27 protein-coding genes and 7 tRNA genes are annotated in these 23,176 nt (G+C 31.1%); 32 read left to right on the plus strand and 2 right to left on the minus strand.

All coding sequences use genetic code 11. From position 1 onward, the window contains the following. Positions 1-8: 8 nt before the first annotated feature. The 26 genes from rsmI to HMPREF1984_RS01700 all read left to right on the plus strand — a co-directional run bounded on the left by rsmI (position 9) and on the right by HMPREF1984_RS01700 (position 17,541). A complete protein-coding gene (gene rsmI / locus HMPREF1984_RS01580) occupies positions 9-713 on the plus strand; it encodes a 16S rRNA (cytidine(1402)-2'-O)-methyltransferase (protein ID WP_021766121.1) in 705 nt (234 codons plus the stop codon). After that, positions 710-1,588 (plus strand): ribosome biogenesis GTPase YlqF, encoded by an 879-nt coding sequence (gene ylqF / locus HMPREF1984_RS01585; RefSeq protein ID WP_021766122.1) that lies wholly within the window; start codon positions 710-712, stop codon positions 1,586-1,588. The genes rsmI and ylqF overlap by 4 nt, the downstream gene beginning before the upstream one ends. 78 nt (positions 1,589-1,666) lie before the next feature. Beyond that, on the plus strand, positions 1,667-2,923 hold the full coding sequence (locus tag HMPREF1984_RS01590) for a glycosyltransferase (protein WP_021766123.1): 1,257 nt from the start codon (positions 1,667-1,669) through the stop codon (positions 2,921-2,923). Beyond that, a complete protein-coding gene (locus tag HMPREF1984_RS01595) occupies positions 2,826-3,848 on the plus strand; it encodes a glycosyltransferase family 4 protein (RefSeq protein ID WP_021766124.1) in 1,023 nt (340 codons plus the stop codon). Before HMPREF1984_RS01590 ends, HMPREF1984_RS01595 begins: the two co-directional genes overlap by 98 nt. Before the next feature lie 173 nt (positions 3,849-4,021). Then, entirely contained in the window at positions 4,022-4,534 is a 513-nt protein-coding gene (locus HMPREF1984_RS01600) for a hypothetical protein (RefSeq protein WP_021766125.1), read from the plus strand. Positions 4,535-4,609: 75 nt separating this feature from the next. Beyond that, the gene (locus HMPREF1984_RS01605; RefSeq protein WP_021766126.1) at positions 4,610-5,635 is read left to right on the plus strand and encodes an endo alpha-1,4 polygalactosaminidase; all 1,026 of its coding nucleotides are present in this window, start codon (positions 4,610-4,612) and stop codon (positions 5,633-5,635) included. A 342-nt stretch (positions 5,636-5,977) separates the two neighbouring features. Further along, positions 5,978-6,054: transfer RNA gene (locus HMPREF1984_RS01610), tRNA-Pro, on the plus strand. 11 nt (positions 6,055-6,065) lie between these two features. After that, positions 6,066-6,141 (plus strand) — tRNA-Gly (locus HMPREF1984_RS01615). Between the two features lie 46 nt (positions 6,142-6,187). Continuing rightward, positions 6,188-6,263 (plus strand) — tRNA-His (locus HMPREF1984_RS01620). A gap of 6 nt (positions 6,264-6,269) precedes the next feature. Beyond that, positions 6,270-6,345: transfer RNA gene (locus HMPREF1984_RS01625), tRNA-Lys, on the plus strand. A 14-nt stretch (positions 6,346-6,359) separates the two neighbouring features. Continuing rightward, positions 6,360-6,443: transfer RNA gene (locus HMPREF1984_RS01630), tRNA-Leu, on the plus strand. 221 nt (positions 6,444-6,664) lie between these two features. After that, positions 6,665-7,234 (plus strand): xanthine phosphoribosyltransferase, encoded by a 570-nt coding sequence (locus HMPREF1984_RS01635; protein WP_021766127.1) that lies wholly within the window; start codon positions 6,665-6,667, stop codon positions 7,232-7,234. A 231-nt stretch (positions 7,235-7,465) separates the two neighbouring features. Further along, the gene (gene truA, locus HMPREF1984_RS01640) at positions 7,466-8,206 is read left to right on the plus strand and encodes a tRNA pseudouridine(38-40) synthase TruA (RefSeq protein WP_036099366.1); all 741 of its coding nucleotides are present in this window, start codon (positions 7,466-7,468) and stop codon (positions 8,204-8,206) included. Positions 8,207-8,231: 25 nt separating this feature from the next. Further along, positions 8,232-8,819 carry an N-acetyltransferase gene (locus HMPREF1984_RS01645; RefSeq protein ID WP_021766129.1) on the plus strand — a complete coding sequence of 196 codons (588 nt, stop codon included), beginning with the start codon at positions 8,232-8,234 and terminating at the stop codon, positions 8,817-8,819. A gap of 168 nt (positions 8,820-8,987) precedes the next feature. Further along, a complete protein-coding gene (locus HMPREF1984_RS01650; protein WP_021766130.1) occupies positions 8,988-9,404 on the plus strand; it encodes a Fur family transcriptional regulator in 417 nt (138 codons plus the stop codon). Between the two features lie 30 nt (positions 9,405-9,434). Beyond that, complete coding sequence (locus HMPREF1984_RS01655) at positions 9,435-9,932, plus strand: ferritin (protein ID WP_021766131.1); 498 nt, start codon at positions 9,435-9,437, stop codon at positions 9,930-9,932. A gap of 1 nt (position 9,933) precedes the next feature. Further along, on the plus strand, positions 9,934-10,095 hold the full coding sequence (locus HMPREF1984_RS11080; RefSeq protein WP_021766132.1) for a rubredoxin: 162 nt from the start codon (positions 9,934-9,936) through the stop codon (positions 10,093-10,095). Between the two features lie 192 nt (positions 10,096-10,287). Beyond that, the gene (locus HMPREF1984_RS01660) at positions 10,288-12,111 is read left to right on the plus strand and encodes a peptidylprolyl isomerase (protein ID WP_021766134.1); all 1,824 of its coding nucleotides are present in this window, start codon (positions 10,288-10,290) and stop codon (positions 12,109-12,111) included. A gap of 121 nt (positions 12,112-12,232) precedes the next feature. Further along, positions 12,233-13,552 carry a phosphopyruvate hydratase gene (eno, locus tag HMPREF1984_RS01665; protein ID WP_021766135.1) on the plus strand — a complete coding sequence of 440 codons (1,320 nt, stop codon included), beginning with the start codon at positions 12,233-12,235 and terminating at the stop codon, positions 13,550-13,552. A 220-nt stretch (positions 13,553-13,772) separates the two neighbouring features. After that, entirely contained in the window at positions 13,773-14,153 is a 381-nt protein-coding gene (locus HMPREF1984_RS01670; protein ID WP_021766136.1) for an adhesion protein FadA, read from the plus strand. Between the two features lie 2 nt (positions 14,154-14,155). After that, positions 14,156-14,560 (plus strand): adhesion protein FadA, encoded by a 405-nt coding sequence (locus HMPREF1984_RS01675; protein ID WP_021766137.1) that lies wholly within the window; start codon positions 14,156-14,158, stop codon positions 14,558-14,560. A 66-nt stretch (positions 14,561-14,626) separates the two neighbouring features. Beyond that, a tRNA-Arg gene (locus tag HMPREF1984_RS01680) sits at positions 14,627-14,703 on the plus strand. 74 nt (positions 14,704-14,777) lie between these two features. Then, entirely contained in the window at positions 14,778-15,452 is a 675-nt protein-coding gene (gene radC, locus HMPREF1984_RS01685; protein ID WP_021766138.1) for a DNA repair protein RadC, read from the plus strand. Beyond that, positions 15,449-15,961, plus strand: a complete 513-nt coding sequence (gene ricT / locus HMPREF1984_RS01690) for a PSP1 domain-containing protein (RefSeq protein ID WP_021766139.1) — start codon at positions 15,449-15,451, stop codon at positions 15,959-15,961. The genes radC and ricT overlap by 4 nt, the downstream gene beginning before the upstream one ends. Beyond that, entirely contained in the window at positions 15,924-16,850 is a 927-nt protein-coding gene (locus tag HMPREF1984_RS01695) for a regulatory iron-sulfur-containing complex subunit RicT (protein WP_051314417.1), read from the plus strand. The genes ricT and HMPREF1984_RS01695 overlap by 38 nt, the downstream gene beginning before the upstream one ends. Beyond that, positions 16,834-17,541, plus strand: a complete 708-nt coding sequence (locus HMPREF1984_RS01700; RefSeq protein ID WP_021766141.1) for a tRNA1(Val) (adenine(37)-N6)-methyltransferase — start codon at positions 16,834-16,836, stop codon at positions 17,539-17,541. The genes HMPREF1984_RS01695 and HMPREF1984_RS01700 overlap by 17 nt, the downstream gene beginning before the upstream one ends. 76 nt (positions 17,542-17,617) lie before the next feature. Here HMPREF1984_RS01700 and HMPREF1984_RS01705 read toward each other — a convergent pair whose 3' ends face one another. Beyond that, a complete protein-coding gene (locus HMPREF1984_RS01705; RefSeq protein WP_021766142.1) occupies positions 17,618-18,091 on the minus strand; it encodes a thioredoxin family protein in 474 nt (157 codons plus the stop codon). A 122-nt stretch (positions 18,092-18,213) separates the two neighbouring features. Here HMPREF1984_RS01705 and HMPREF1984_RS01710 point away from each other — a divergent pair, with 122 nt between their 5' ends. From HMPREF1984_RS01710 to HMPREF1984_RS01730, 5 genes are all read left to right on the plus strand, one after another. Further along, positions 18,214-19,017 carry a Cof-type HAD-IIB family hydrolase gene (locus HMPREF1984_RS01710; RefSeq protein WP_036099369.1) on the plus strand — a complete coding sequence of 268 codons (804 nt, stop codon included), beginning with the start codon at positions 18,214-18,216 and terminating at the stop codon, positions 19,015-19,017. Between the two features lie 59 nt (positions 19,018-19,076). Beyond that, on the plus strand, positions 19,077-19,439 hold the full coding sequence (locus HMPREF1984_RS01715) for a response regulator (protein WP_021766144.1): 363 nt from the start codon (positions 19,077-19,079) through the stop codon (positions 19,437-19,439). A 19-nt stretch (positions 19,440-19,458) separates the two neighbouring features. Continuing rightward, positions 19,459-20,265 carry a Cof-type HAD-IIB family hydrolase gene (locus tag HMPREF1984_RS01720; protein WP_021766145.1) on the plus strand — a complete coding sequence of 269 codons (807 nt, stop codon included), beginning with the start codon at positions 19,459-19,461 and terminating at the stop codon, positions 20,263-20,265. A gap of 158 nt (positions 20,266-20,423) precedes the next feature. Next, positions 20,424-20,651 (plus strand): DUF6290 family protein, encoded by a 228-nt coding sequence (locus HMPREF1984_RS01725; RefSeq protein ID WP_021766146.1) that lies wholly within the window; start codon positions 20,424-20,426, stop codon positions 20,649-20,651. Continuing rightward, complete coding sequence (locus tag HMPREF1984_RS01730) at positions 20,651-20,974, plus strand: type II toxin-antitoxin system mRNA interferase toxin, RelE/StbE family (protein ID WP_021766147.1); 324 nt, start codon at positions 20,651-20,653, stop codon at positions 20,972-20,974. The genes HMPREF1984_RS01725 and HMPREF1984_RS01730 overlap by 1 nt, the downstream gene beginning before the upstream one ends. 97 nt (positions 20,975-21,071) lie before the next feature. On the opposite strand, the gene sppA is transcribed toward HMPREF1984_RS01730, so the two are convergent. Continuing rightward, entirely contained in the window at positions 21,072-22,865 is a 1,794-nt protein-coding gene (gene sppA / locus HMPREF1984_RS01735) for a signal peptide peptidase SppA (protein ID WP_021766148.1), read from the minus strand. A 165-nt stretch (positions 22,866-23,030) separates the two neighbouring features. Here sppA and HMPREF1984_RS01740 point away from each other — a divergent pair. Further along, positions 23,031-23,105 (plus strand) — tRNA-Glu (locus HMPREF1984_RS01740). Positions 23,106-23,176: the final 71 nt, after the last annotated feature.

Genomic DNA, 23,176 nt, shown 5'->3' on the forward strand with positions numbered 1-23,176 from the left:
GAGAAGTCATGTTTTATGTAGTTGGTACACCGATAGGAAATCTGGAGGATATAACTTTCAGGGCTATCAGAATTTTAAAGGAAGTAGATTATATATTTGCTGAGGATACAAGGGTAACAAAAAGGCTGCTTGATCACTATGAAATTGAAAAGAGGGTGTATCAGTATCATGAGCATAATAAATTACATCAGATAGAGAATATATTGAGTCTGCTGGAAGATGATAAAAATATAGCACTGGTAACAGATGCAGGAACTCCCTGTATTTCAGATCCGGGATTTGAACTGGTAAATGAAATACTGAAAAGGGATATTAAAGTAGCTGGTATTCCAGGGGCTTCCTCCATTGTTACAGGAGCAAGCATTTCAGGACTTGATATGAGAAGAATGGCATATGAAGGCTTTCTTCCAAAAAAGAAAGGGAGACAGACACTGTTTAATAAACTTCAGTCTGAAGAAAGAACTATAGTCATTCTGGAGTCTCCTAACAGAATTTTAAAAACATTGAAGGATATAAGGGAATATCTCGGAGAAAGATACGTTGTCATAACTAGGGAACTGACTAAAATATATGAAGAAATAATAAGAGGAGATGTTTCTGAAATAATTGAAAAGCTCGAGAAAAAGCCTATAAAAGGTGAAATAGTTTTATTTATAAGGGCAAAAGATGATGACGGAATATATTTTAAAAATAAAAAGGGAGAAATAGAATGAATATAAACTGGTATCCCGGCCATATGAAAAAAACAAAGGAACTGATAACTGAAAATTTAAAAATAATAGACCTGGTAATAGAAATACTGGATGCCAGAATACCCTTTTCAAGTAAAAATCCTGATATTTCAAAGCTGGCTAAGAACAAGCAGAAAATAACAGTTTTAAATAAAGTGGATTTGGTAGACAGCAAAGAGCTGAAAAAGTGGCAGGACTATTTTCTTGAAAATAATATTTCAGATTATTTTGTTGCCTTGAGTGTTGAAAAAGGAACAAATTTTAATGAATTAAGAAAAATAACTGATAAAATATACGCCGATAAGCTGGAGAAAATGAAGAAGAAAGGCTTAAGGAAAACAGAAGTAAGGGCAATGATAGTTGGAATTCCAAATGTTGGAAAATCCAAGTTTATAAATAAGTTTGTAAACAAGAATAAAGCCAGAGTTGGAAATACACCAGGGTTTACAAAAGGGAAACAATGGATAAAAATAGATGACAAACTGGAACTGCTCGATACTCCGGGAGTATTATGGCCAAAATTTGAAGATGACTATGTGGCATATAATCTTGCTATAACAGGCTCTATAAAGGATAATGTCCTGCCTCTTGAAGAAGTGGCGGTAAAATTCCTTGAAAAGTTGAAAAGTCTGGATAAAATTGAAGAAATTATTAGGGCATATAATCTGGAAGACTTTACAACTAAAGAAGAAATATACAATATGGAAAATCATAAAATTCTGGAAATTCTGGAAAAAAGACTTGGAGTTTCAAAAAATGATGAACATAACTATGAAGTGATTTCCAGAAGAATTTTAAAAGATTACAGAATTGGGAAAATAGGAAAATTTTTTCTGGAATTTCCTGAAACCGAGTAAAATAAATAGGGCTGTCTAATTAAGAAGACATGAGGAGCTTCTGTTTATGGCAGCTCTTCATTTAAAAGGAGAAAAAGAATGAGAGTTGGAATATTTACAGATACTTATAGACCGCAGGTAAATGGGGTTGTCAGTTCTATAAGTACACTTGAAAGGGAATTGCGTAAAAAAGGTCATAAAGTCTATATTATAACTACGACTGATCCTGATGCTCCTGCAGTGGAACCTAATGTGCTGAGAATACCAAGCATGGAGTTTAAGCCTTTACCCCAGTATAGATTAGGACTTCTTTATTCACCAAAAATAATAAAAAAAATAAAGAAGCTTAATCTTGATATAATACATTCACAGACAGAATGGGGAGTTGGAACATTTGCCAGATTTGCCGCAGTAAATCTTGAAATTCCTCTGGTTCATACATACCATACACTTTATGAATATTATACACATTATATTACAAAAGGGCATTTTACAGTACCTGCCAAAAAAATTGCGGCAGGAATAAGTAAATTTTACTGTGAAAAATGTGATGCACTGATAGTTCCTACGAGAAAAGTTGAAGATATACTATACTCCTACGATGTTGATAAAGTGATGAACATAATTCCTACAGGACTTGATTTGGACAGATTTTACCGTGAAAACTATACAGATGAAGAAATAAACTTCATGAGGGAAAGTTTTGGAGTGGAAGATGATGAGTTCTTATGTGTATATATTGGAAGAATAGCACAGGAAAAAAGTATAGATGTACTTATTGATATGTTTTCAAAAATTGAAGATAAAAAATTTAAGTTTATGATAGTTGGAAGAGGGCCTGTAACAGATGATTTAAAAAAACAGGCAGAAAATCTTGGAATAGCTGACAGAGTTATATTTGCAGGGGAAGTTCCTCATGATAAAGTAGCTATTTACTATCAGATGGGAGATGTATTCCTAAATGCCAGTGTTTCTGAGACACAGGGGCTTACCTTTGTAGAAGCGATGGCAGCTGAAACACCAGTGAATGCCAGATTTGACTTAAATCTTGAAGATCTTCTGGTAAAGAATGAAGCGGGGCTCGTTTATCGTAATGAAGAAGAATTTGTAAATAATATAATGCTTTTGAAAAATGATAAAGAATTTAGGGACAAAATAGTTGAAAATGCCTTTAATGTTTCTCAGGACTACACTGCAGAAAAATTTGGGGAAAGAGTGGAGGCAGTCTATAAAAAAACAATAGAGGAGTATGATGTAAATGAAAGTTTTACTATTTTCAGAGGGGAAAAATACATTCAGCAGATCAGGCGTTGGGCAAGCATTAAATCATCAGGTAGAAGCCCTTGGAGCAAATAATGTTGATTTTACCCTTGAACCTGAAGACGACTATGATTTAGTGCATATAAATACAATTGGACTCAAGTCATGGCAAGTTTTAAAAAATGCAAAAAAGAAAGGTAAACCTGTTATTTATCACACACATACAACATATGAGGATTTTAAGGGAAGTGTAAAGTTCAGTAACCAGCTGGCACCATTAATAAAATTCTGGGCTAAGAAACTTTATAACAGTGCTGATTACCTTATATCTCCCACAGAGTACACTAAAAATCTCATAAAGGAAAAATATTTAACATCTCCAAAAGAAATAAGGGTCATTTCAAATGGAGTAGATACTCAGAATTTTTCCAAAAGGGAAGAGCTTGAAAAAAGATTCAGGGAAGAGTATAAAATTGATAAGTCATTTATTATAACGGCAGGTCTGCCATTTGAAAGAAAAGGTATTATGGATTTTGTAAAAATAGTGAAAAAATGTAAGGACTATCAGTTTTTCTGGTTTGGTTCCTCCAGCATAAAACCTATGCTTCCTAAAAAAATACAGAATATAATTGAAAATCCCCCTAAAAATTTGATTTTTCCAGGATTTGTAGATAAGGAAATATTGATAGGGGCATTTAGTGGAGCAAAAGCTTTTCTTTTTATGACTTATGAAGAAAATGAAGGAATTGTAGTACTTGAAGCACTTTCATCGAAACTGCCTGTTGTTGTGAGAGATATTCCTGTGTATGAAAACTGGCTGGAGGATGGAAAAAATTGTTTCAAGGCCAGAAATAACGAAGAATTTTATGAAAAAATAGTAAATATCGCAGAAGATAAAGTTGAAAATTTAAATGAAATAGTAGAAAATGCCTATAAATTAGCTGAAGAAAGAGATCTTAAAAATATAGGAAAAAAATATAGGGATTACTATGAATATATATTAAATAATGCAAAAAAATAGAATTAGGGACATGAACCATGAAATTTAGAAATTTAAGGTCATGTCTTTTTTTATTTCTGGAAAAATTACATAAATTGAAAAATTATCTGATATATTTATGGAAATATTTTAATTATTAGAACAAAACTAAAGATACTAAACTATTAAAATCAGATGCAGACTATAAATTTTATGTGGGACAGAGATTATCATCCTTTTTTGGAAATATTGGAATGGGTGGAACATATGGCGAGATGGAATTATCCCTTAATGGAGTGAAGGGAAGTGTAAGAAATGGTTATTCTATTTTGACGGCATTAAAATCAAGCAGTACTTTAGGGTATGGATTTCAATGGAGCAATACTTTTGAAAATGAATATATGGATTATAATAACTATAAGGGAGCAATTAGAAGCAAGGTGGAAAGCCTGTTCCGTTGGACATATGAACTGAGAAGAAACTGGGCATTTTCTCCTGAAATTAGTGTTAAAGCAGAAAAATATTTTTCAATCAATGAAAAAAATTATACTTTTGAGGCTGTTGTTGCCCCTTATATTATGTATTCCCAAAATGTTACAGATAAATTCAGAGTTTATGCTAAAGCGGTGCCTGCATATAGAGTTGATAAAAGTAGATATGGAGAAGCTTCAGAAAGCAGATCTAAGTTTGCAGGATATGCTAAGTTAGGGGTAGAATATATTTTCTAAGGCTTTTAAGATAAAGGACAAAGCAGTCTGTGATAAAATTTTCAGGCTATATGATAATTATTGAAAGGATTTAATATGAAAAAATATGGATTGCTGTTATTTCTTATACTTTCAATTTCATGTTTTTCAGAAAATAAGAAGTCACAACAGTTACAGAATGATATTGTAAAAAGTAAAATTATTGAAGAAAAAATTATTTCTGAAGAAAATACAAATGAAATTTATAAGGACAGAATGAAAAATTTTATTCGTGAAATAAGAAATGATGCAGGAAAAAATAAATATATTATAACTCAAAATGGAAATGAACTATATTTCCGTGATGGAAAACTGGATAGAAACTTTTTTCCAGTGACTGATGGAACGACCCAGGAATCACTTTATTACGGAGATGTCCTAAAATACAATGCAGTTACTAAAAAAGAATCAAAGGATTATATGCTGAGTCTTTTAAATCCTGTCAGAAAAGAGGGGAAACCGGTATTTGTAATTAATTATGCAAAAGGGAATGAAAAAAAGGATTTTCTGCTTAAAGAAGATGCTAAAACAGGCTTTGTAAGTGAACTTCTTCCAGAATTTGAAGCAAGGGCGATATATAATCCTATACAGGGATTTAATTCAGAAAATATAACAAATTTACGACAGGTAAAAAATTACCTCCTTTTATTGAATCCTGAAAAATTCAGTGATATAAATCAATATTTTGAATATTTAAAAAATACTGATTTTGATCTGCTGCTTATAGAACCTTCGCATAATGGCATTTTTCTTACAAAAAGTCAGGTTGAACAGCTAAAAACTAAAAAAAATGGTGGGAAAAGAATTGTGATTTCCTACCTGAGTATAGGAGAAGCTGAAGATTACAGAGGTTACTGGAAAAAAGAATGGAGTAAAAAATGGCCAAAATGGATAGTAAAAGAAAATCCTGACTGGAAAGGCAACTATATTGTAAAATACTGGAATAGTGAATGGAAAAATGTAATAAAGGAATACAGGGGAAAACTTGGATCGATAGGTGTAGATGGATATTTACTTGATACAGTGGATTCTTATTATTATTTTCAGGAAAAAATGGAAAATGGGAATAAAATTCCAGATTAATCTAGAAAATATTGAAATTAAATTTTCATAAAATTGAAGTTTTCTCAAAATGAAAAATATAAATGTAAAATATGTGAAGACCATATTTCTTCATTTATTAAAATTTCATATAAATTAGAAATATAGTTTCCGTATTAACATTTATTTTCTGATATAATTTTGTTATTTATAAAAAAATTTTAGAATATATGTAAAATAAAATTGTTTTTAATGATGTGAAACCCTTGTTTTACGGCTATTAAAAAAAATTTTTTCAAAAAATAAAAAAAACTGTTGACAAAAAGAAATAAAAATGATAGTATATTATCTGTCCGAAAGGAACGGAACAAAAAATAAACGTAACGGTGTATAGCGCAGTTCGGTAGCGCACCTGCCTTGGGAGCAGGGGGTCGCAGGTTCAAATCCTGCTACACCGACCATTACAAATAATGCGGGAGTAGCTCAGTTGGTAGAGCGTCAGCCTTCCAAGCTGAATGTCGCGAGTTCGACCCTCGTCTCCCGCTCCATTTTTTTGAAAAATAAGTGAGAATAGTAATAAACTTTATAATAATGGTGACTGTAGTTCAGTTGGTAGAGCGCCAGTTTGTGGCACTGGTTGTCGCGGGTTCAAGTCCCGTCAGTCACCCCATATTATGAGCCATTAGCTCAGTCGGTAGAGCACATGACTTTTAATCATGGTGTCACTGGTTCGATTCCAGTATGGCTCACCATTTAAATAAAAAATGCGAGAGTGGCGAAATTGGTATACGCACTAGACTTAGGATCTAGCGTCTTCGACATGTGGGTTCGAGTCCCACCTTTCGCACCATTTTTTATAAATAACTTTAGAAAATATATAGATAAACAATAAATTCCTGATATTACTGTTTAATAGCTGAATACCTAACAATCGTGTCCTATTTGCGATATTTCATAGCAATTTAAATACCTAATTACAAGAGCATATCTTTCGATGAAATGCTCTTTTTTTGTAAATTTTAGTAATATATATACTGTATGAATTTTAAATAAATCTTGAGGAGGCAGAAAATGGAATATTTAAAACAGAAGATACTTAAAGAGGGAATAATAAAAGAAGGTTGTATTTTAAAAGTTGATTCTTTTCTGAATCATCAGATAGATGTGGAATTTTTAAATGAAGTAGGTAAGGAATTTAAAAGAAGATTTTCTGATAAGGAAGTTACGAAAATATTAACTGTGGAGGCTTCAGGAATTGCAATAGCGGTAATGACAGCACAGTATTTCAATGTCCCTGTGTTATTTGCTAAAAAAGTGGAAAGCAGTAATATGGATGAAAGTACTTATGAAAGTGAAGTATATTCCTATACAAGAGGAAAAACATACAAAATGAGAGTATCAAAAAATTATTTATCAAAGGATGATAAAGTACTGGTTATAGATGATTTTCTGGCAAACGGATCTGCGGCATTAGGTCTCGTGAATTTAGTTGAAAGTGCAGGAGCTGAACTTTCTGGAATAGGTATTGTCATTGAAAAAAGTTTTCAGGATGGAGGAAAAAAGCTAAGGGAAAAAGGCATAAATCTGCATTCTCTTGTCAGAGTTGAATTTGACAGTGAAAATAATATAGTTTTTAAATAATAATAAAACGGCTTCTATAAAAATGCATAATTACATTTTAGGAAGCCGTTTACTATAATCCTGTTAATAAAGTAGAAAAAGACTTCACATTACGTAAAGTCTTTTCCTAAGGAAGTTATTTGAAGAAAAAAGTTATTTATTTTTATGTTTTTAATTCTAACTATATAATAAGGTAATAAGCTTAGAAAAAAATTAGAATTTCATATAAAAAAAGATAGAATGAGAGTGGAAATGAAAAATATAAAAATTGTATATCAATATGATGGAAGTAAGTTTGAAGGCTTTCAAAGACAAAATAAAGGAAAAACGGTTCAAGGGGAAATAGAAAAGATACTTTTTCAAAATTTTTCCGAAAAAGTCAACATGATTTCATCGGGAAGGACAGATAAAGGGGTTCATGCCACAGGACAAGTTTCTAACTTTCTAATTGAAAAAAATATTCCTGTTGAAGCAATTAGAAGTCAGATAAATAAAAATCTCTATGGAGAAGTAAAAATTCTTGAAATAGAAGAAGTGGGGAAGGAGTTTAATTCCAGATTTGATGCACAAAGAAGAACATATTTATACATTATGAAAAAAAAGGAGGAAATCACTCCTTTTGAAGCGAGTTATATTGCTGGAATAAAAGGCAGGGTAGATGGTAAAATACTGGAAAAATTAATGAAAATATATATCGGAAAACATGATTTCAGCAGTTTTATGAAAAAAGACAAGGCGTTGAGGAATACAATAAGGGAAATTTATGATGTGAAATGTGTATCTGATGAAAATACAGGAGAAATAAAAATTGAAATTTCAGGAAGTTCATTTCTGAAAACAATGGTAAGAATAATGATAGGATCTGCTCTGGCGGTATATTTTAAAGAAAAAGATGAAGATTATATAATAAAAAAACTGGAGAATCCTGATGCAGACGGAGGGAAAATACTGGCACCTGCAGAAGGGCTTTATCTTTACAGGGTAGATTATTAAGAAATTATAGAAAAGGGGATTAAATATGGAGATAATGGATAACTATATTTTAAATGGAAATAGTTTTTATATTAGGGAACTTTCCCATGATAAAGATAATAAACTTTTTGATGAGATAGTCGAGCATGAAGATAAAGTTTTTGGAGAAGGTTCTGTAGGAAAATGGAATATAAAGCCTTTTGCAAAATATGGTAAAGTATTTGCAGTTTTAAAAAAGGGGAAAAATAACTGCACTGGAGAAAATTGTGGAGGAAATAGGGCTGCCGGGAAAGTAGAAGGATTAGAAGGAGATAATGTCAAGGAAGAATTTATCTCAGATGAACTTGTTTCAGTAATAGAGGTTCTTAGGGGCTTTGACATGAAAACAGCGTATCTTTACGGAGTTTCGACAGTAACAGAATATGAAAGACAGGGACATGCCGGGAAGTTACTTGCTTATGTTATGAATTATTTAATGAAACATGACATTTCAAAAGTTGAACTGACTGTGGGAATAGATAATGAAGCTGCGAAAAATCTCTATAAGAAAGCCGGTTTTGTAATAGCTGAAAAGCTTGAAAATGAATATGGAGAAAATATTGACAGATATTTAATGAGATATTCTGTCTACTAATATTTTGTATATAAAAACGAAAAAGTAGTTTGACTGTTAAATGAAAAAAAATAATTGACATTATATACAAAACGTTATAAAATTATAACGGATACAAAAAGGATATATATGTTATCCGAAAACTTAATTTATATGTATACATAAAAAAAATTAAGGAAGGAGAAAAATATGCTTAATGTAGGTGAATATCTAAAGGAAAATGGCATAAAGCCATCAATCCAGAGAATAAAAATATTTCAATATTTATTAGATCACCATACACATCCTACAGTTGATGACATATTTCGAAATCTTTCAACAGAAATTCCAACGTTATCTAAAACAACAGTCTACAACACACTTAATATATTTGTAGACAGTCGTATTGTAAATGAAGTAATTATAGAAGATAATGAAGTCAGATATGATGTTGTAATGGATACGCATGGACATTTTAAATGTACAGTGTGTGGAAAAATAATAGATTTTGACATAGATTTATCAAAATTAGATTTAATGAAGTTGGGAAATGTTGAAGTTGAAGAAACTCACTTTTACCTAAAGGGAAAGTGTTCTGAGTGTTTAAAAACAATAAAAGAAAATTAATTAAAAAAATAAGAATGGAGATGGTATAAAATGAAATTATCAAAAGATTTAGAAAAAGAATTAAACAGACAATTAAACATGGAGCTGGCAGCAGCTTATCAATATCAGGCAATGGCGGCACATTTTGAATATATTGGATTAGACGGATTTGCTAAATGGATGAATGGGCATGCGGCTGAAGAAAGAGAACATGCACAAAAATTCTATGATTATATCTTATTAAGAGGTGGAAAAGTTACATTGGAAGCACTTGATGCACCTAAAGGAACTTTTGCTACAATTTTAGAAGTATTTAATGATGCTATGAATCATGAAAAAGCAGTAACTGCTTCAATCGAAGGAATCTATGCTTTAGCAAGAAGCTTAAATGATTTTGGAGCTGAAAACTTCCTTAACTGGTTCGTAACTGAGCAGGAAGAAGAAGAAGACTTGTTCGATACAATCATAACTAAGTTAAATCTGTTTAAAGTTGATGAAAATACAGCAGCATTATATGAATTTGATGAAGAATTAGGAAAAGCTGAATAAGATGGAAAAATATGTTTGTACAGACTGTGGATATGTCTATGATTTTAAAATAGGAGATCCTGATAATAAAATAAAATCAGGAACTGCTTTTAAAGATATCACTGAAAAATGGGTATGCCCATTATGTGCAGCAAAAAAAGAACAATTTAAGAAATTAAAATAATAAATAGGTATAAGAGATAATTTAGTTTTCTAATATAAATTATCTCTTTTTCTGTATACTCAGGTATAAAATATATAAATTGATATAAATTTTATTTGAATTTACTTTTTTTTGTAAAATAAAATATTTATAGTAGATTTCTGAGGGAATTACTGATATAATAGAAATACTTGTAAAAAAATAGGAGGAGATATGGGAATTAGAAATCATAAAGGGACAATTAAAATAATTTCTATTATTTTAATACTCGGTTTTGCTTTATCTATGATAATAAGTGGAATTCTTTTTTTGAAGAACAGCGTTATAAACCATGATTCACATAGACAGGTAATAGCAAAAGTCGATGGAAAAAAAATCTATAGGGATGAATTTGAAAGAGAGCTGTACCATTTGAAAAATAATATGTCAGCACTTAATTCACAGAAAAAACAACAGCTTGCTCAAATGGGTGTAGCTACAGACACAATGCAGGAATTGCCTGAAAATATATTGAAGGAATACATTTTTCAGACTATGATTGATAGGGAAGTATTACTGGCCGGAGCAAAAAAATTAAAAATAAAAGCTGATGAAAGTGTTATAAATAAAGCTATAGAAAATGCACAGAAACAGGCAGGAGGGAAAGCCAATCTTATACAGGCGTTAACTCAGAGCGGATACAACTTGGCAACTTACAAGGAAGTTTTAAGGGAACAGGAAGTAGCTAAAAAGGTTCAGGAAAAAGTACTTGCGTCTTCTAAAGTAAGTGAAGAAGAAGTGAAGAAGATGTATGAAAGACTTAGATATAGTAGTCTTTCAGGAAGAACTTTTGAAGAATCAAAAAAAGAAATAGAAGATTCTTTAAATGGTGAAGTGGCAGATGCCCTTATTAATTCGTTTATAGAAAAGGAAAAAGCTAAGGCAAAAATAGAAATAGTAAGCCCTGAATTTAAAAAACTTTATGAAGATTCAAATAAAGTAGTAATTGAAAAAGATGGATATAAGTACACAAATGCTTCTGTAAATGAACAGCTTATGTCTTTATATATGTCAACACCTCAGGGATATTCACAGGAAATGGTTGATACAATAAAAAATGGGCTTAAATCCAGTTTGGAAAGACTTTTAAAAATTAAGGCTAAAGCAAAAGAAGCAGGAATTAAAGTTTCTCCTGAACTGACAGGATTAAGTGAATTAAGCAGTTATTCAAAGAAATACTATAATCACTTAATTGATACTTATAAACCGTCTGAAGCGGCAATGCAGGAAAGATTTAACTCTAAAAAAGAATTGTACAATACTCAGAATACTATTTCAGGATATGTAATTGGAGATGAGTACACTGCATCAAGTAAGGATATTGAAGCTGCCAAAAAACAGGCAGAAGACATAATGAAATCATTAACAGTTGAAAATTTTGCTGAAAAAGCAAAACAATTCAGTAAAGATCCAGGTTCTGCGCAAAACGGAGGAAGTCTTGGTGGTGAAATTGATTTAACACAGCTTGTGCCTGAATTTGCTGAAGCTGTAAAAAAAGCTGAAAAGGGTAAAATTGTAGGACCTGTAAAAACACAGTTTGGATATCACATAATATATGTACAGGATAAAAATGCCAACAATGCCAACCTTGCAAAAGTAAGCCATATATTAATAATGCCAACAATATCACAGGAAACAAAAGATGCACTTGTGAAGAGATTAAATGATGTAAAAGCAGAACTTGATTCAAAGAAAGTAACTTGGGAACAAGTTGAATCACAAGGTAAATATAACTTCTCAGTAAAAGAGAAATTTAAGACATTGGCAAAAAATGACAGCATTCCAGGAATTGGTAAAAATGATCCTGCACTGATGGATAAATTATTTGGTTCAAAAACTGGAGAAATATTAACTCAGCAGGAAGAATTCGGATATTTCCTATTAGGAAAAACAGGGGAAGTACCATTTAAAGAAGCAACATTTGCAGATGTAAAAGAAAGAATAAGATTAGAATTTGCAATAGAGTATGCAAATAATGAACTTGAAAATATAAAATAGGTTTTAATAATTCAAAATTAAGAAAAATTTACGGTAATCGTAAAAAATTGTTTTGAAAATAAATAGACATTGTGATATAATCAAGATGTAAATTAAATAAATTTGATGGAGGTAATTACAAATGACTAGAATTGAAGATATCTATGCAAGAGAGATACTTGATTCAAGAGGAAATCCAACTGTTGAAGTGGAAGTATTTTTAGAAGGCGGAGCAATGGGAAGAGCATCTGTACCGTCAGGGGCATCTACTGGAGAACACGAAGCAGTTGAATTAAGAGACGGTGACAAATCCAGATACTTAGGAAAAGGTGTATTAAAAGCAGTTGAAAATGTAAATACAGTTTTAGCTGAAAACTTAATTGGAATGGACGCTTTAGATCAAGTTGCTATTGATAAAGCAATGATAGCTCTAGACGGAACACCTAACAAAGGAAAATTAGGGGCAAACGCAATACTTGGAGTTTCATTGGCAGTAGCTAAAGCAGCTGCAAATCAATTAGGAATACCTTTATATAGATATTTAGGAGGAGTTAATGCAAAAGAATTACCTGTTCCTATGATGAATATTTTAAATGGTGGATCTCACGCTGACTCTGCTGTTGACGTTCAAGAATTCATGGTACAACCTGTTGGAGCAAAAACTTATAAAGAAGCTTTAAGAATGGGTGCTGAAATATTCCATCACCTAGGAAAACTTTTAAAAGCTAACGGAGACTCTACAAACGTAGGAAATGAAGGAGGATATGCACCTGCTAACATTAATGGTACTGAAGGAGCATTAGACATCATTTCTAAAGCAGTTGAAGCTGCAGGATATAAATTAGGTGAAGAAATTACATTCGCAATGGATGCCGCTTCATCTGAATTTGCAAAAAAAGAAGGAGACAAATACGTTTACAAATTCGCAAGAGAAGGTGGAGTAGTAAGATCTTCTGAAGAAATGGTAGAATGGTATGCAGGATTATGCGAAAAATATCCTATCGTATCAATTGAAGATGGTCTAGCTGAAGATGACTGGGCAGGATTCAAATTATTAACTGAAAAATTAGGTAAAAAAGTTCAATTAGTAGGAGACGATTTATTCGTTACAAATACTGAAAGACTTGAAAGAGGAATTAAAGAAGGAATTGCAAACTCAATATTAATAAAAGTTAACCAAATCGGTACATTAACTGAAACATTAGATGCTATCGAAATGGCTAAAAAAGCAGGATATACTGCAGTAGTATCTCACAGATCAGGAGAAACTGAAGATGATACAATAGCTGATATAGCTGTTGCAACAAATGCAGGACAAATTAAAACAGGATCTGCTTCAAGAACAGACAGAATGGCTAAATATAACCAATTATTAAGAATTGAAGATGATTTAGCAGATGAAGCTGTTTACGAAGGTAAAAAAGCATTCTACAATATAAACATTTGCAGTTGCGGAAAATAATAGCATAAAATATAAAAAACTGCTCTGAAGGAATTTTCCTTCAAAGCAGTTTTTAATGATAAAATATAATTAAATTCCGGTACAGATGTCTATTACTGGTAATTTTTACATATTGATTAACTATCAATAAATAAAAATTGACAATAAAAGATAAATAATATATAATATATAAAAGCTTTAAATGTAATCAGAACAAATGGTACATGTATAGGAGGATAATATGAAAAAATTAGGAGCTTTATTTTTAATTCTAAGTGCTGTTTCTTTTGCAGGTTATCAGGAAATAAACGCAAAATATAACCAATTGGAATCTCAGTTTACAAATTTAGTAAACCTTGAAAACCAACAATATGCAAAATTAAGAGCAAATGCAGAAGTTGCATCAAGAAAATTAGATGAAAGACAACGTTTAAAAGCGGCTCTTGAAGACAGAATCGCAAAAATCGAAGGTTCAGCAGGAGCAAAATTCTTTAAAGGAGAATACGGAGATCTTGTTAAAGAATATAAAAACGTAGTAAAAGCATTAGATGAAGAAATCAAATCTTTATCTAAAACAGTAGAAAATTATCAAGCAGTTGAATCATTAAAAGGAGGAAATTAGTAATGAAAAAGAAATTAGCAGTTTTATTAGGAGTATTAGTATTAAGTAGTGTTGGGTTCTCAGCAGCTAAAAAAGCGCCAGCAAGCGGATCTTCACTTGAAAGCAGCTTAAGCAACTTAGAAGCTCAATTACAAAAATTAGAACAAATGGAAGAAAACAAATTCAGAGAACAAGAAGCAGTTGCAAACGCTGCACAACAAAGATTAGACAACTATTTAAAAATGGATGCAGCTATCGACCAAAGAATAGCTGATATCGAAGCTAATGCTGACACAAGCATTTTTGGAAAAGAATTCAAACAAAAAGCAGCTGAATACAAAAAATTAAAAGAAGAATTAGCTAAAGAAATCAAAAAAGAGCAACAAATCTTAGAAAACTTTGAATTATTGAAATCTTTAAGAAACTAATTATAGTAATAAAAATTCATAATCGATAGGATAGCAAGATTGTTGTTACCTATCGATTATTTTTATGTATCTGTAGCTCAACTGGATAGAGCGTCTGACTTCGGATCAGAAGGCTTGGGGTTCGATTCCTCACAGGTACGCCATTTTTTTAATTGATTAAGGGAAAATCACTTAAAAGGGGATGGAATAACAGGGGATATATAAAATTGGGGGATAAATGAAAAATAATGAGGGACACAGGGGAAGACTGAGAAACAGATTTTTAATGTCAGGGTTATCAGGATTTCAGGATTATGAAATTTTAGAATTACTTCTGACTTATGTTATTGTAAGAAAAGACTGTAAGGCAATAGCAAAGGAATTGCTTGACAAGTATGGAGATTTGTACACGTTATTAAAACAATCTCCTGAAGAACTGGAAAAAAATAAATATATAACTGAAAGGACGGCAATATTTTTTAAAATGCTGTTTTCCATAATTGAAAGGCAGTTATATCTAAAAATACACAATGAGAAAATTACTATTTCAAGTAATGTTCAGTTACTGGATTATTTGAAATTTTCTCTGTTAAACAGGGAAATTGAAGTATTTAAAGTACTGTTTTTAAATACTCAGAATGAACTTCTGAAGGAAGAGGAACTGTTTAAAGGGACAATTGACAGAAGCACTGTCTACATAAGGGAACTAATAAAAAAAATACTGAATTACAATGCAAAATCAGTCATTCTGGTACATAATCATCCGGCAGGTTCATTAAAGCCGTCACAGGCTGATATTGCACTAACTAGAAAAATTAAGGAGATATTTGAAGGAATAGAGATACGCTTACTGGATCATATAATAATAAGTGAGAAAGGATATTTCAGTTTCTTAGAAGGTGGAATTTTATGAAAGTATTAAATATAAAATTTAGGAAAACAAAAAAAGTTTATCCGTTTTTAATAAATGAATTTCAAAATTTTCAAAAGGGAGACCATGTAATTGTTGACACAATAAGAGGTGAACAGATAGGAATAGTTTTGGGAGTAGCAAATAAGCTAGGAATGGAACTTGAAGAAAATGATGAAGTAAAAATAAGGGAAGTAAAGAGAAAATTAACAGAAAAAGAAGTTGAAAAGCTTAAGGAATTAGATATTAAAGCTGATGAAGCTTATTTTAAATGTAAAAAAATAGTAAAGGATATTTTGCCTGAAATGAATCTGGTAATTGGAGAGTACACTTTTGATGAAAATAAATTAATTTTTTATTTTACTGCTGAAACTAGACTTGATTTCAGGGAACTTGTAAAAGAGGTAAATAGGACATTCAGAAAGAGGGTAGAATTTTATCAGATAAAGCAAAATGATGAAGGGAGAATTTTAAGTGCATTTGGAAAGTACGGAAAGGAAATATACTGGTAACAATATCTGCAGTATAGGAAATGAAGAAAATGTTTTAGAACAGGTAATAGACGTATATTTTGATGCGTTTCAAAAAAGGTATTATTTTCTTAATAATCCTAAGTTTTCAGTGGAAATAAATGATCAGGTAATTGTAGAAACACAGATGGGATTAGCAATAGGAAAGGTAATATCTCTAAAAAAAGCCGCTATAAAAAGTAATGGGGAAGCTCTTAAAATGATTATAAGAGTTGCTACAAAAAAAGATATTGAAAAAAATAATGAATTAAAAACAGAAGCAATAAAAGCGGGATATATATTTAAAAATAAACTTAGGAAATACAACCTTAATCTTAAATTAGTGTCAACTGAATATACATTTGATAAGAAAAAGTTAATTTTTTATTTTGCTTCAGAAGACAGAGTTGATTTTAGGGAACTTGTGAAAGAATTAGCTTCTATTTTCAGGGTTAGAATAGAACTTAGACAAATTGGGGTAAGAGATTATGCCAAAATGGTGGGTGACTGTGGAAACTGTGGAAAAACATTATGCTGTAAATCAATAATAAATAAATTTGATTCAGTTTCAATAAAAATGGCAAGAGAACAGGGAGTATCGGTAGCTCCTTCAAAAATTTCAGGAGTATGTGGAAGACTGAAATGCTGTATGGGGTTTGAAAACGCCCAGTATCTGGAAGTAAAGGAAGATTTTCCGGCTATTGGCCAGTCTGTTATGACTGCTGAGGGAAAAGGAAATGTAGTAAGCATGAATATGCTGAATGATATTATTTTTGTAAATATTGAAGGAAAAGGTCTACAGAGATACAGTCTGTCAGAAATAAAATTTAATAAAAAAGAAAAAATAGAAATTGAAAAAACACAGGTTTGCTGTTATGAAGAAAATAACTAATGATTTTTATATTGAAAAATTAGAAAGTGTAGACAAAAAAATTATAGTAAAGGATGAAGGGCTGAAAATTACAGAAGATGCCCTTCTTTTGTCAAATTTTGTAAAAAAGAAGCTGGCCAGCTGTAAAAAAGAAAATACTGGGAAAAGATCCAATATATTACTGGAAATAGGATCAGGACAAGGGACAATATCTCTACTTTTATCTGAAATTAAGACAATAGAAAAAATTTGCGCTGTGGAAATTCAGGAAAGTATTTTTAAACATCTGAATGAAAATATAAAAATAAATCAGCTGGAAGATAAAATTATTGGGATAAATGAAGACATAAAAGATATACAGGGGGAATACGGGTATATTGTTTCAAATCCTCCCTATAGGAAAGTTAGCTCAGGAAGATTGCCTGAAAATGAATCTGAAAGAATAAGTAAATATGAAGTAACTCTTACTTTAGAAGAATTATTCATGCAAATAAGACGACTTCTCAAAAACTATGGGGAATTCTTTGTAATTGTGCCAGATGAAAGGTTAAATGACAGTTTTTTATATATTTATAAAAATAATATGAATATATTGGAACTGGAAATAAATAAATATCGAAAAAGAAATCTGGTAATAATACATGGGAAAAAAGGTGGAAATCAAAATTCAGGAATTAATATAGAAACTGTACAGCAACATTCAGAAAAGTAAAAAACAGCATTTATAAATCGCAAAATAAATGAAGATTTATAGACGCTGTTTTTTTATAAAATTTTATTTGAAAAAATTATAGGGAAACTAAATATGAAACTAATTCTTCTTCAATTTCTTTATTGAACTTTCCAGTTCTGAAGTTATATTTTATTTCATCAAACTGTTCAGGATTTTCAGACATATGTTTCTGAACAACTTTAGGAAATTCAGTTAAAAATACTTCCGATTTATTTCCATTGTCTGCAAACAGAGTAGGAATTCTTGCTGTTCCAGTAGCTTTCAGAAGTAGTTCATGAGCTTCTTCCCTTGTGCTGTATTCTATTTTTATTTTATCATTCAGTTCAGCAAATTTTTCCAGAAAGGAAACGACTGCACGGCAGTCAGGACAGTAAATCTCAGCAACTGCAAGAATTTTAATTTCTTTGTTTATATTTTTTATTTTTTGCACTGATTCATCAGACAAAATAATTTTATTTATTATTTTAAGCTGTCTTTCCTTGTTCTCTGTATCTCCTTCAGAATTAAGATATTTTTCGAATGTGGCCATTTTTAATCACTCCCTGTTTCTTTTTATATATTCAATTATAAAGCAAAATGAAAAAAAAATAAAGTAATTTATTTTTAACCTGAAATATGGTAAAATCTTTTGATAGACAGGAGGTATATTTAATGTATAAAGCGGTGGTAAGTGATCTGGATGGGACATTACTTAATGGAAGTCATGAAATAGATGACTTTACGAAGAAAACAGTCTCGGCAGTAATCGATAAAGGAATAAAATTCTATATAGCGACGGGAAGAAGCTATTCAGGGGCAAAAGCCATAATGGACAAGTTAGGTTTGAAAATACCTCTGATAACTTCCAATGGAGCAAGGATAATGGATGAAGAAGGGAAGGAAATATATATTAATAATCTGGAAAAGAAGTATTCTGATTCAATACTGGATATAGATTATAAGAAAAAGGGAGAAAGCATAGTTTTAAATGTTTATTCTGGAAATGACTGGTATGTAACGGAAGACAGAAGAGAATTTTATATGAAAATAAATCCTAAAAGAACTTTTTTCCCGGAAGTTACTACACTGGAAGACCTTAAAACAAAGGAATTTACTAAAATATTTTTCCTGGGAGAACATGATGAGCTGCTGGAACTGGAAAAGGAAATAGAAGAGGTTACAAAGGGGGAAGTAAATATTGCCTTTGTACTGGAACATTGTCTGGAAATTTTCAGTAAGGAAAGTGACAAGGCAAATGCGGCAAAGTTTCTGCTTGAAAAGGATGGTCTGACATTGGAGGACAGTGTAGCCTTTGGAGATGGATGTAATGACTATGATCTCTTAAAAAAAGCGGGAAAAGGTTTTGTAATGGGGAATGCATTTTACAGGCTGAAGGAATCTCTTCCTGAAAATGAAACTGTCGAGTCAAATGCAGATAACGGAGTGGCAAAAAAATTAGTCGAATTGTTTTTATAAAAATGTAGAAAACGTTAAAATAAGTTAATTTATATAAAAATCTGAAAGGGGACAGAATTATGAAAAAAACAGCATTAGTTGTGGATGATACACCATATATAAGAGAGGATATAAAGGAAATACTGACAGATCAGGGGTATGAAGTATATGAAGCGGGGGATGGTCTGGAGGCTATAGAAATGTATAAAAAAATTAAGCCTGTGATAGTGACGATGGATGTTAATATGCCAAGACTTCATGGAATAAAAGCGGCACAAGTAATAATGGATTATGATCCTGAAGCTAAAATTATGCTCTGCAGTACAATGATAACTTTTCAGAATTATGTAAGAATGGGGAAAGAAGCCGGAGTAAGGGGATTTTTATCAAAACCGTTTACTGAAGAGGAATTTATGGAAGAACTGGCAAAATTATTTGCTTAAATGGAAATAGGAGGAATGTATGTATAAGGCAGTAATAAGTGACCTTGATGGGACATTGCTGAATGATAGGAGTAAGATATCAGACTTTACAAGGGAAACAGTGAGGGAATTAATAGATAGAGGAATAAAGTTCTATATAGCGACAGGAAGAAACTATGGACTTGCAAAAGCTGTAATGGATGAGCTTGGAATAACAATACCGCTTATTTCTGCAAATGGTGCAAGGATAAATGATGAGGATGGGGAAGTTATATTCGAAGATTTACTTGGAAAGGAAGAAGCGGAGAAAATTCTGGAAGTAGATTACAGAAAATATGGTGGAAATATTTTTATGAACGTATTTTCAGGAGAAGACTGGCTTGTACCAATAGGAGCAACAGAGCATATATCTGAAGAAGAAAGAAAAGCTTTTCCTGCACTACCTGAGGAGGTTGAGGAAGAGGAATTAATGGGGCTGGATATACAGAAGATATTTTTTATAGGGGAACATGAAGCTCTAGTTGAACTTGAAAAGGAAATTATTGAAAAAACGGGAGGAAAAGTAACAATAGCCTTTGCAAATGAAACATGTGTGGAATTTTTTTCAGAAACTGCAAATAAGGCAAATGCGGCAAAATTTCTTCTGAAACGGGATGGCATAGATATAAAGGATGCTGTCAGCTTCGGTGACGGTGAAAATGATTATGAAATGCTTACAATGGCAGGAAAAGGTTTTATAATGGGAAATGCCTTATACAGACTTAAGGACATGCTGCCGGAAGATTTTGAAATGGTAGGGACAAATAATGAAGATGGCGAAGCAAAAAAACTTGTAGAGATATTTTAAATATTTGCTTACTTTTGTTCTTTATAAGTAATATAAATTATATACTATAATAGTAAAAAGGTGTTAATATATATTCAAAAGGGAATTTTTATATCTTGACAAACAAAATAATACTTGGTAAAATTGTAATATAAATATTACAATTGGAGGGATAAAAAATGCCTACACTATCATTGAGAATGGAAAAAGAAGATTTAGAATTTTTAAAAGAATATTCCAATATAAATAATATTAATATGTCGTCTTTTGTTCGTAACTTAATTTTAGACAAAATATATGATGAAATAACTGAAGAAGATGAAAAAAGAATACTGAAAAGATGGGAAAATTCAAAATCTGAAAAAACTGCTTCTGCTGAAGAGGTCTTTAAGAGGTTAGAATTATAATGGAAAGAAAGTTTTATGGAGTAAAGTTTACCGAGTCTGCAGAAAAAGATCTTAAAAAAATAAATAAATTAAATAAAGCAATTGCAAAACTTCTTAAAAAATGGATTTCAGAAAATTTAATAGGCACACAAAATCCAAAACAAAGAGGAAAAGCACTAACGGGAAATTTGAAAGGATTATGGAGATATAGAGTAGGCTCTTATAGAATTATAGCTGAAATAAAAAATGATATTTTGTTAATATTAATTATAGAAATTTCAGATAGAAAAGAAACTTATAAAGATAAAAAGAGAAAAACATATAAAGATGAAAAAATAAAATAATATACAGGATAGAGAAAAGATATATACAAATAAAAAAGGACATAGGTCCTTTTTTATTTGTATACTATAAACTTTTATTATATATTATAATTGAGTATTAAAATTCCAGTTTATATGGTAAATAATACATTGGTTTGTTCTGATTATCTTCAATTAGTTTATATTCATCAAAAAGTTTTGCACTTTTTGGAAGTTTTGCTTCCAGCTGTGAAGTTAGACTGATTTTTTCAAAAATAAATGAGGATATCATTTTCAATGTTTTCTCAAAATCCATTTCAGTATATATATTTTCTACGTGATAATCTTCCTCTAACTTAAGGTCTTTAGCCATTGCTTTTATTGTATCTTCAAGACCACCAATTTCATCAACAAGTTTTATATTCTTAGCTTCATCCCCAAGCCAGATTTTTCCTTGTGCATAATTTTCAAGGGTTGCATCATCTATTTTTCTGCTGGCAGTAACTCTTGATTTAAATTCCTTATAAGTAGAAAGCATTGATTCAGAAATTTTAGCTTTACTTTCTTCACTCAAAGGAGTAAATGGATTATACATATCAGAATATTTTCCTTTGGAAATAGTATTTGCCGTAACACCATATTTATTCTGTGCATTGTAGAATTTCGGCATCATTGATACAACTCCTATAGAACCTGTAATTGTGGCATTGTCTGCAAAAACTTTTTTACCTGCCATTGAGATGTAATATCCTCCTGACGCGGCAGTTTCAGACATTGAAACATATATAGGAACATTAGTTTTTAACAGAGCCTGATATATTACTTCTGATGCAAGGGCAGATCCACCAGGAGAATTTACCCTTAATACGATTCCTTTAAGATTTTTAGTTCTGAGGGCTTTTTCAAGTTTGGTAGAAATACTGTCAGGTGAAATAGATATAGTTCTGTCATTACCGGCTGAACTGTCTATAATAGATCCTTCAGCATAAATTACAGCAATAGTGTCATTACCTATATTTTTATCTTCTATTTCAGCACTATGATCATGATAGTAATCATATATATCTACCATTTTTTCTTCCGTTATTCCAAGTCTCTGTGTTAAATCCTGAAGACCTTCAAGTTTATCTACAAGTTTTTTATCCCTTGCAGTAAATGGAGTAAGGGAAGTATCATTACCATTTACTATATCATTATCCAGAGTATTTTTATCAATTTTACGTGCTTTCGCAATATTATCAACAAATTTATCGTATCTGTTGTCAAAAATTCTTGTCAGTTCGGCTTTTAATCCATCTGACATTTTATCGCCTACATAATTTTCCCCATAGGATTTATAATCTCCTATCTTTACAACTTCCATATTTACACCTAAATTATCCAGTAATTTCTTATAGTATAAATTTGTATAATTATAACCGGTTAATGAAACGTTTGCAGAGGCTGACGGCATCATGATAATTTCATCGGCTGCAGTTGCCAGAGGATAGTTCTTGTTATCAAGATAAGTTCCATAAGCATAAATCTTTTTCTTATTCTTTTTAAGTTCTGCAAATTTTTTGTTAAGCTCTTCAACTTTGGCAGAAGAAAGATCAACCTGATCCAGAGCAATAACAACTCCTTTTATATCTTTATTTTCTTTGATGCTGTCAAGACTGTTTAATATATCTGTGAAAGAAATATTATATTTTTCAGAACCTGCAAATAATCCTGTTCTTATTATTTTATCTTCAGTTACTTCTGATGCATTAAAAATTACATAGTCGTAATTTTTAGGTTTATGGCTGTCCTTGCTTTTAAATGTAAAGTAAGTCACCATAGAAGTAATAAAAATGAAAAAAACTAAAAATAGTAAAGATAATTTTAGAAAAAAAGAATATACTTCTTTTAGTGTAAACATAAAAAATCGTTTTATGTAATCAAAAAATTTCATATTTTCCTCCTTCAGTTAATATGCTGAATTATAACATTTTAAAGGATAAATAGCAAATAAATAAAAAAAAGCAAAAAAAATCAAAAAAAAGTGTTGACATAATTTCTGAATTATGATAATATAATTCTTGTCTGTGAGAGAAAAAGACAGACACAAAAAAAATGTGCACCCTTCGTCTAGTGGTTAGGACATCGGGTTTTCATCCCGGCAACAGGGGTTCGATCCCCCTAGGGTGTACCACAATTTAATAATAGCAATATAAGTTGAATAATGAGACGGTCGCATAGCTCAGTTGGGAGAGCACCTGCCTT

Source organism: Leptotrichia sp. oral taxon 215 str. W9775 (genome assembly GCF_000469505.1).
In the GTDB taxonomy this organism is placed as follows: Bacteria; Fusobacteriota; Fusobacteriia; order Fusobacteriales; family Leptotrichiaceae; genus Leptotrichia_A.

Excerpts from the sequence above, each read along its gene's own strand:
- HMPREF1984_RS01595 (WP_021766124.1), top strand. The coding sequence starts at position 2,826 with ATGAAAGTTTTACTATTTTCAGAGGGGAAAAATACATTCAGCAGATCA.
- sppA (WP_021766148.1), bottom strand. The coding sequence starts at position 22,865 with ATGAAATTTTTTGATTACATAAAACGATTTTTTATGTTTACACTAAAA.
- ylqF (WP_021766122.1), top strand. The coding sequence starts at position 710 with ATGAATATAAACTGGTATCCCGGCCATATGAAAAAAACAAAGGAACTG.
- HMPREF1984_RS01655 (WP_021766131.1), top strand. The coding sequence starts at position 9,435 with ATGAAATTATCAAAAGATTTAGAAAAAGAATTAAACAGACAATTAAAC.
- HMPREF1984_RS01670 (WP_021766136.1), top strand. The coding sequence starts at position 13,773 with ATGAAAAAATTAGGAGCTTTATTTTTAATTCTAAGTGCTGTTTCTTTT.
- HMPREF1984_RS01605 (WP_021766126.1), top strand. The coding sequence starts at position 4,610 with ATGAAAAAATATGGATTGCTGTTATTTCTTATACTTTCAATTTCATGT.
- eno (WP_021766135.1), top strand. The coding sequence starts at position 12,233 with ATGACTAGAATTGAAGATATCTATGCAAGAGAGATACTTGATTCAAGA.
- radC (WP_021766138.1), top strand. The coding sequence starts at position 14,778 with ATGAAAAATAATGAGGGACACAGGGGAAGACTGAGAAACAGATTTTTA.
- HMPREF1984_RS01645 (WP_021766129.1), top strand. The coding sequence starts at position 8,232 with ATGGAGATAATGGATAACTATATTTTAAATGGAAATAGTTTTTATATT.
- HMPREF1984_RS01710 (WP_036099369.1), top strand. The coding sequence starts at position 18,214 with ATGTATAAAGCGGTGGTAAGTGATCTGGATGGGACATTACTTAATGGA.
- HMPREF1984_RS01730 (WP_021766147.1), top strand. The coding sequence starts at position 20,651 with ATGGAAAGAAAGTTTTATGGAGTAAAGTTTACCGAGTCTGCAGAAAAA.
- HMPREF1984_RS01705 (WP_021766142.1), bottom strand. The coding sequence starts at position 18,091 with ATGGCCACATTCGAAAAATATCTTAATTCTGAAGGAGATACAGAGAAC.
- HMPREF1984_RS01720 (WP_021766145.1), top strand. The coding sequence starts at position 19,459 with ATGTATAAGGCAGTAATAAGTGACCTTGATGGGACATTGCTGAATGAT.
- HMPREF1984_RS01725 (WP_021766146.1), top strand. The coding sequence starts at position 20,424 with ATGCCTACACTATCATTGAGAATGGAAAAAGAAGATTTAGAATTTTTA.
- rsmI (WP_021766121.1), top strand. The coding sequence starts at position 9 with ATGTTTTATGTAGTTGGTACACCGATAGGAAATCTGGAGGATATAACT.
- HMPREF1984_RS01635 (WP_021766127.1), top strand. The coding sequence starts at position 6,665 with ATGGAATATTTAAAACAGAAGATACTTAAAGAGGGAATAATAAAAGAA.
- HMPREF1984_RS01650 (WP_021766130.1), top strand. The coding sequence starts at position 8,988 with ATGCTTAATGTAGGTGAATATCTAAAGGAAAATGGCATAAAGCCATCA.
- HMPREF1984_RS01675 (WP_021766137.1), top strand. The coding sequence starts at position 14,156 with ATGAAAAAGAAATTAGCAGTTTTATTAGGAGTATTAGTATTAAGTAGT.
- truA (WP_036099366.1), top strand. The coding sequence starts at position 7,466 with ATGAAAAATATAAAAATTGTATATCAATATGATGGAAGTAAGTTTGAA.
- HMPREF1984_RS01590 (WP_021766123.1), top strand. The coding sequence starts at position 1,667 with ATGAGAGTTGGAATATTTACAGATACTTATAGACCGCAGGTAAATGGG.
- HMPREF1984_RS11080 (WP_021766132.1), top strand. The coding sequence starts at position 9,934 with ATGGAAAAATATGTTTGTACAGACTGTGGATATGTCTATGATTTTAAA.
- HMPREF1984_RS01715 (WP_021766144.1), top strand. The coding sequence starts at position 19,077 with ATGAAAAAAACAGCATTAGTTGTGGATGATACACCATATATAAGAGAG.
- HMPREF1984_RS01700 (WP_021766141.1), top strand. The coding sequence starts at position 16,834 with ATGAAGAAAATAACTAATGATTTTTATATTGAAAAATTAGAAAGTGTA.
- HMPREF1984_RS01660 (WP_021766134.1), top strand. The coding sequence starts at position 10,288 with ATGGGAATTAGAAATCATAAAGGGACAATTAAAATAATTTCTATTATT.
- ricT (WP_021766139.1), top strand. The coding sequence starts at position 15,449 with ATGAAAGTATTAAATATAAAATTTAGGAAAACAAAAAAAGTTTATCCG.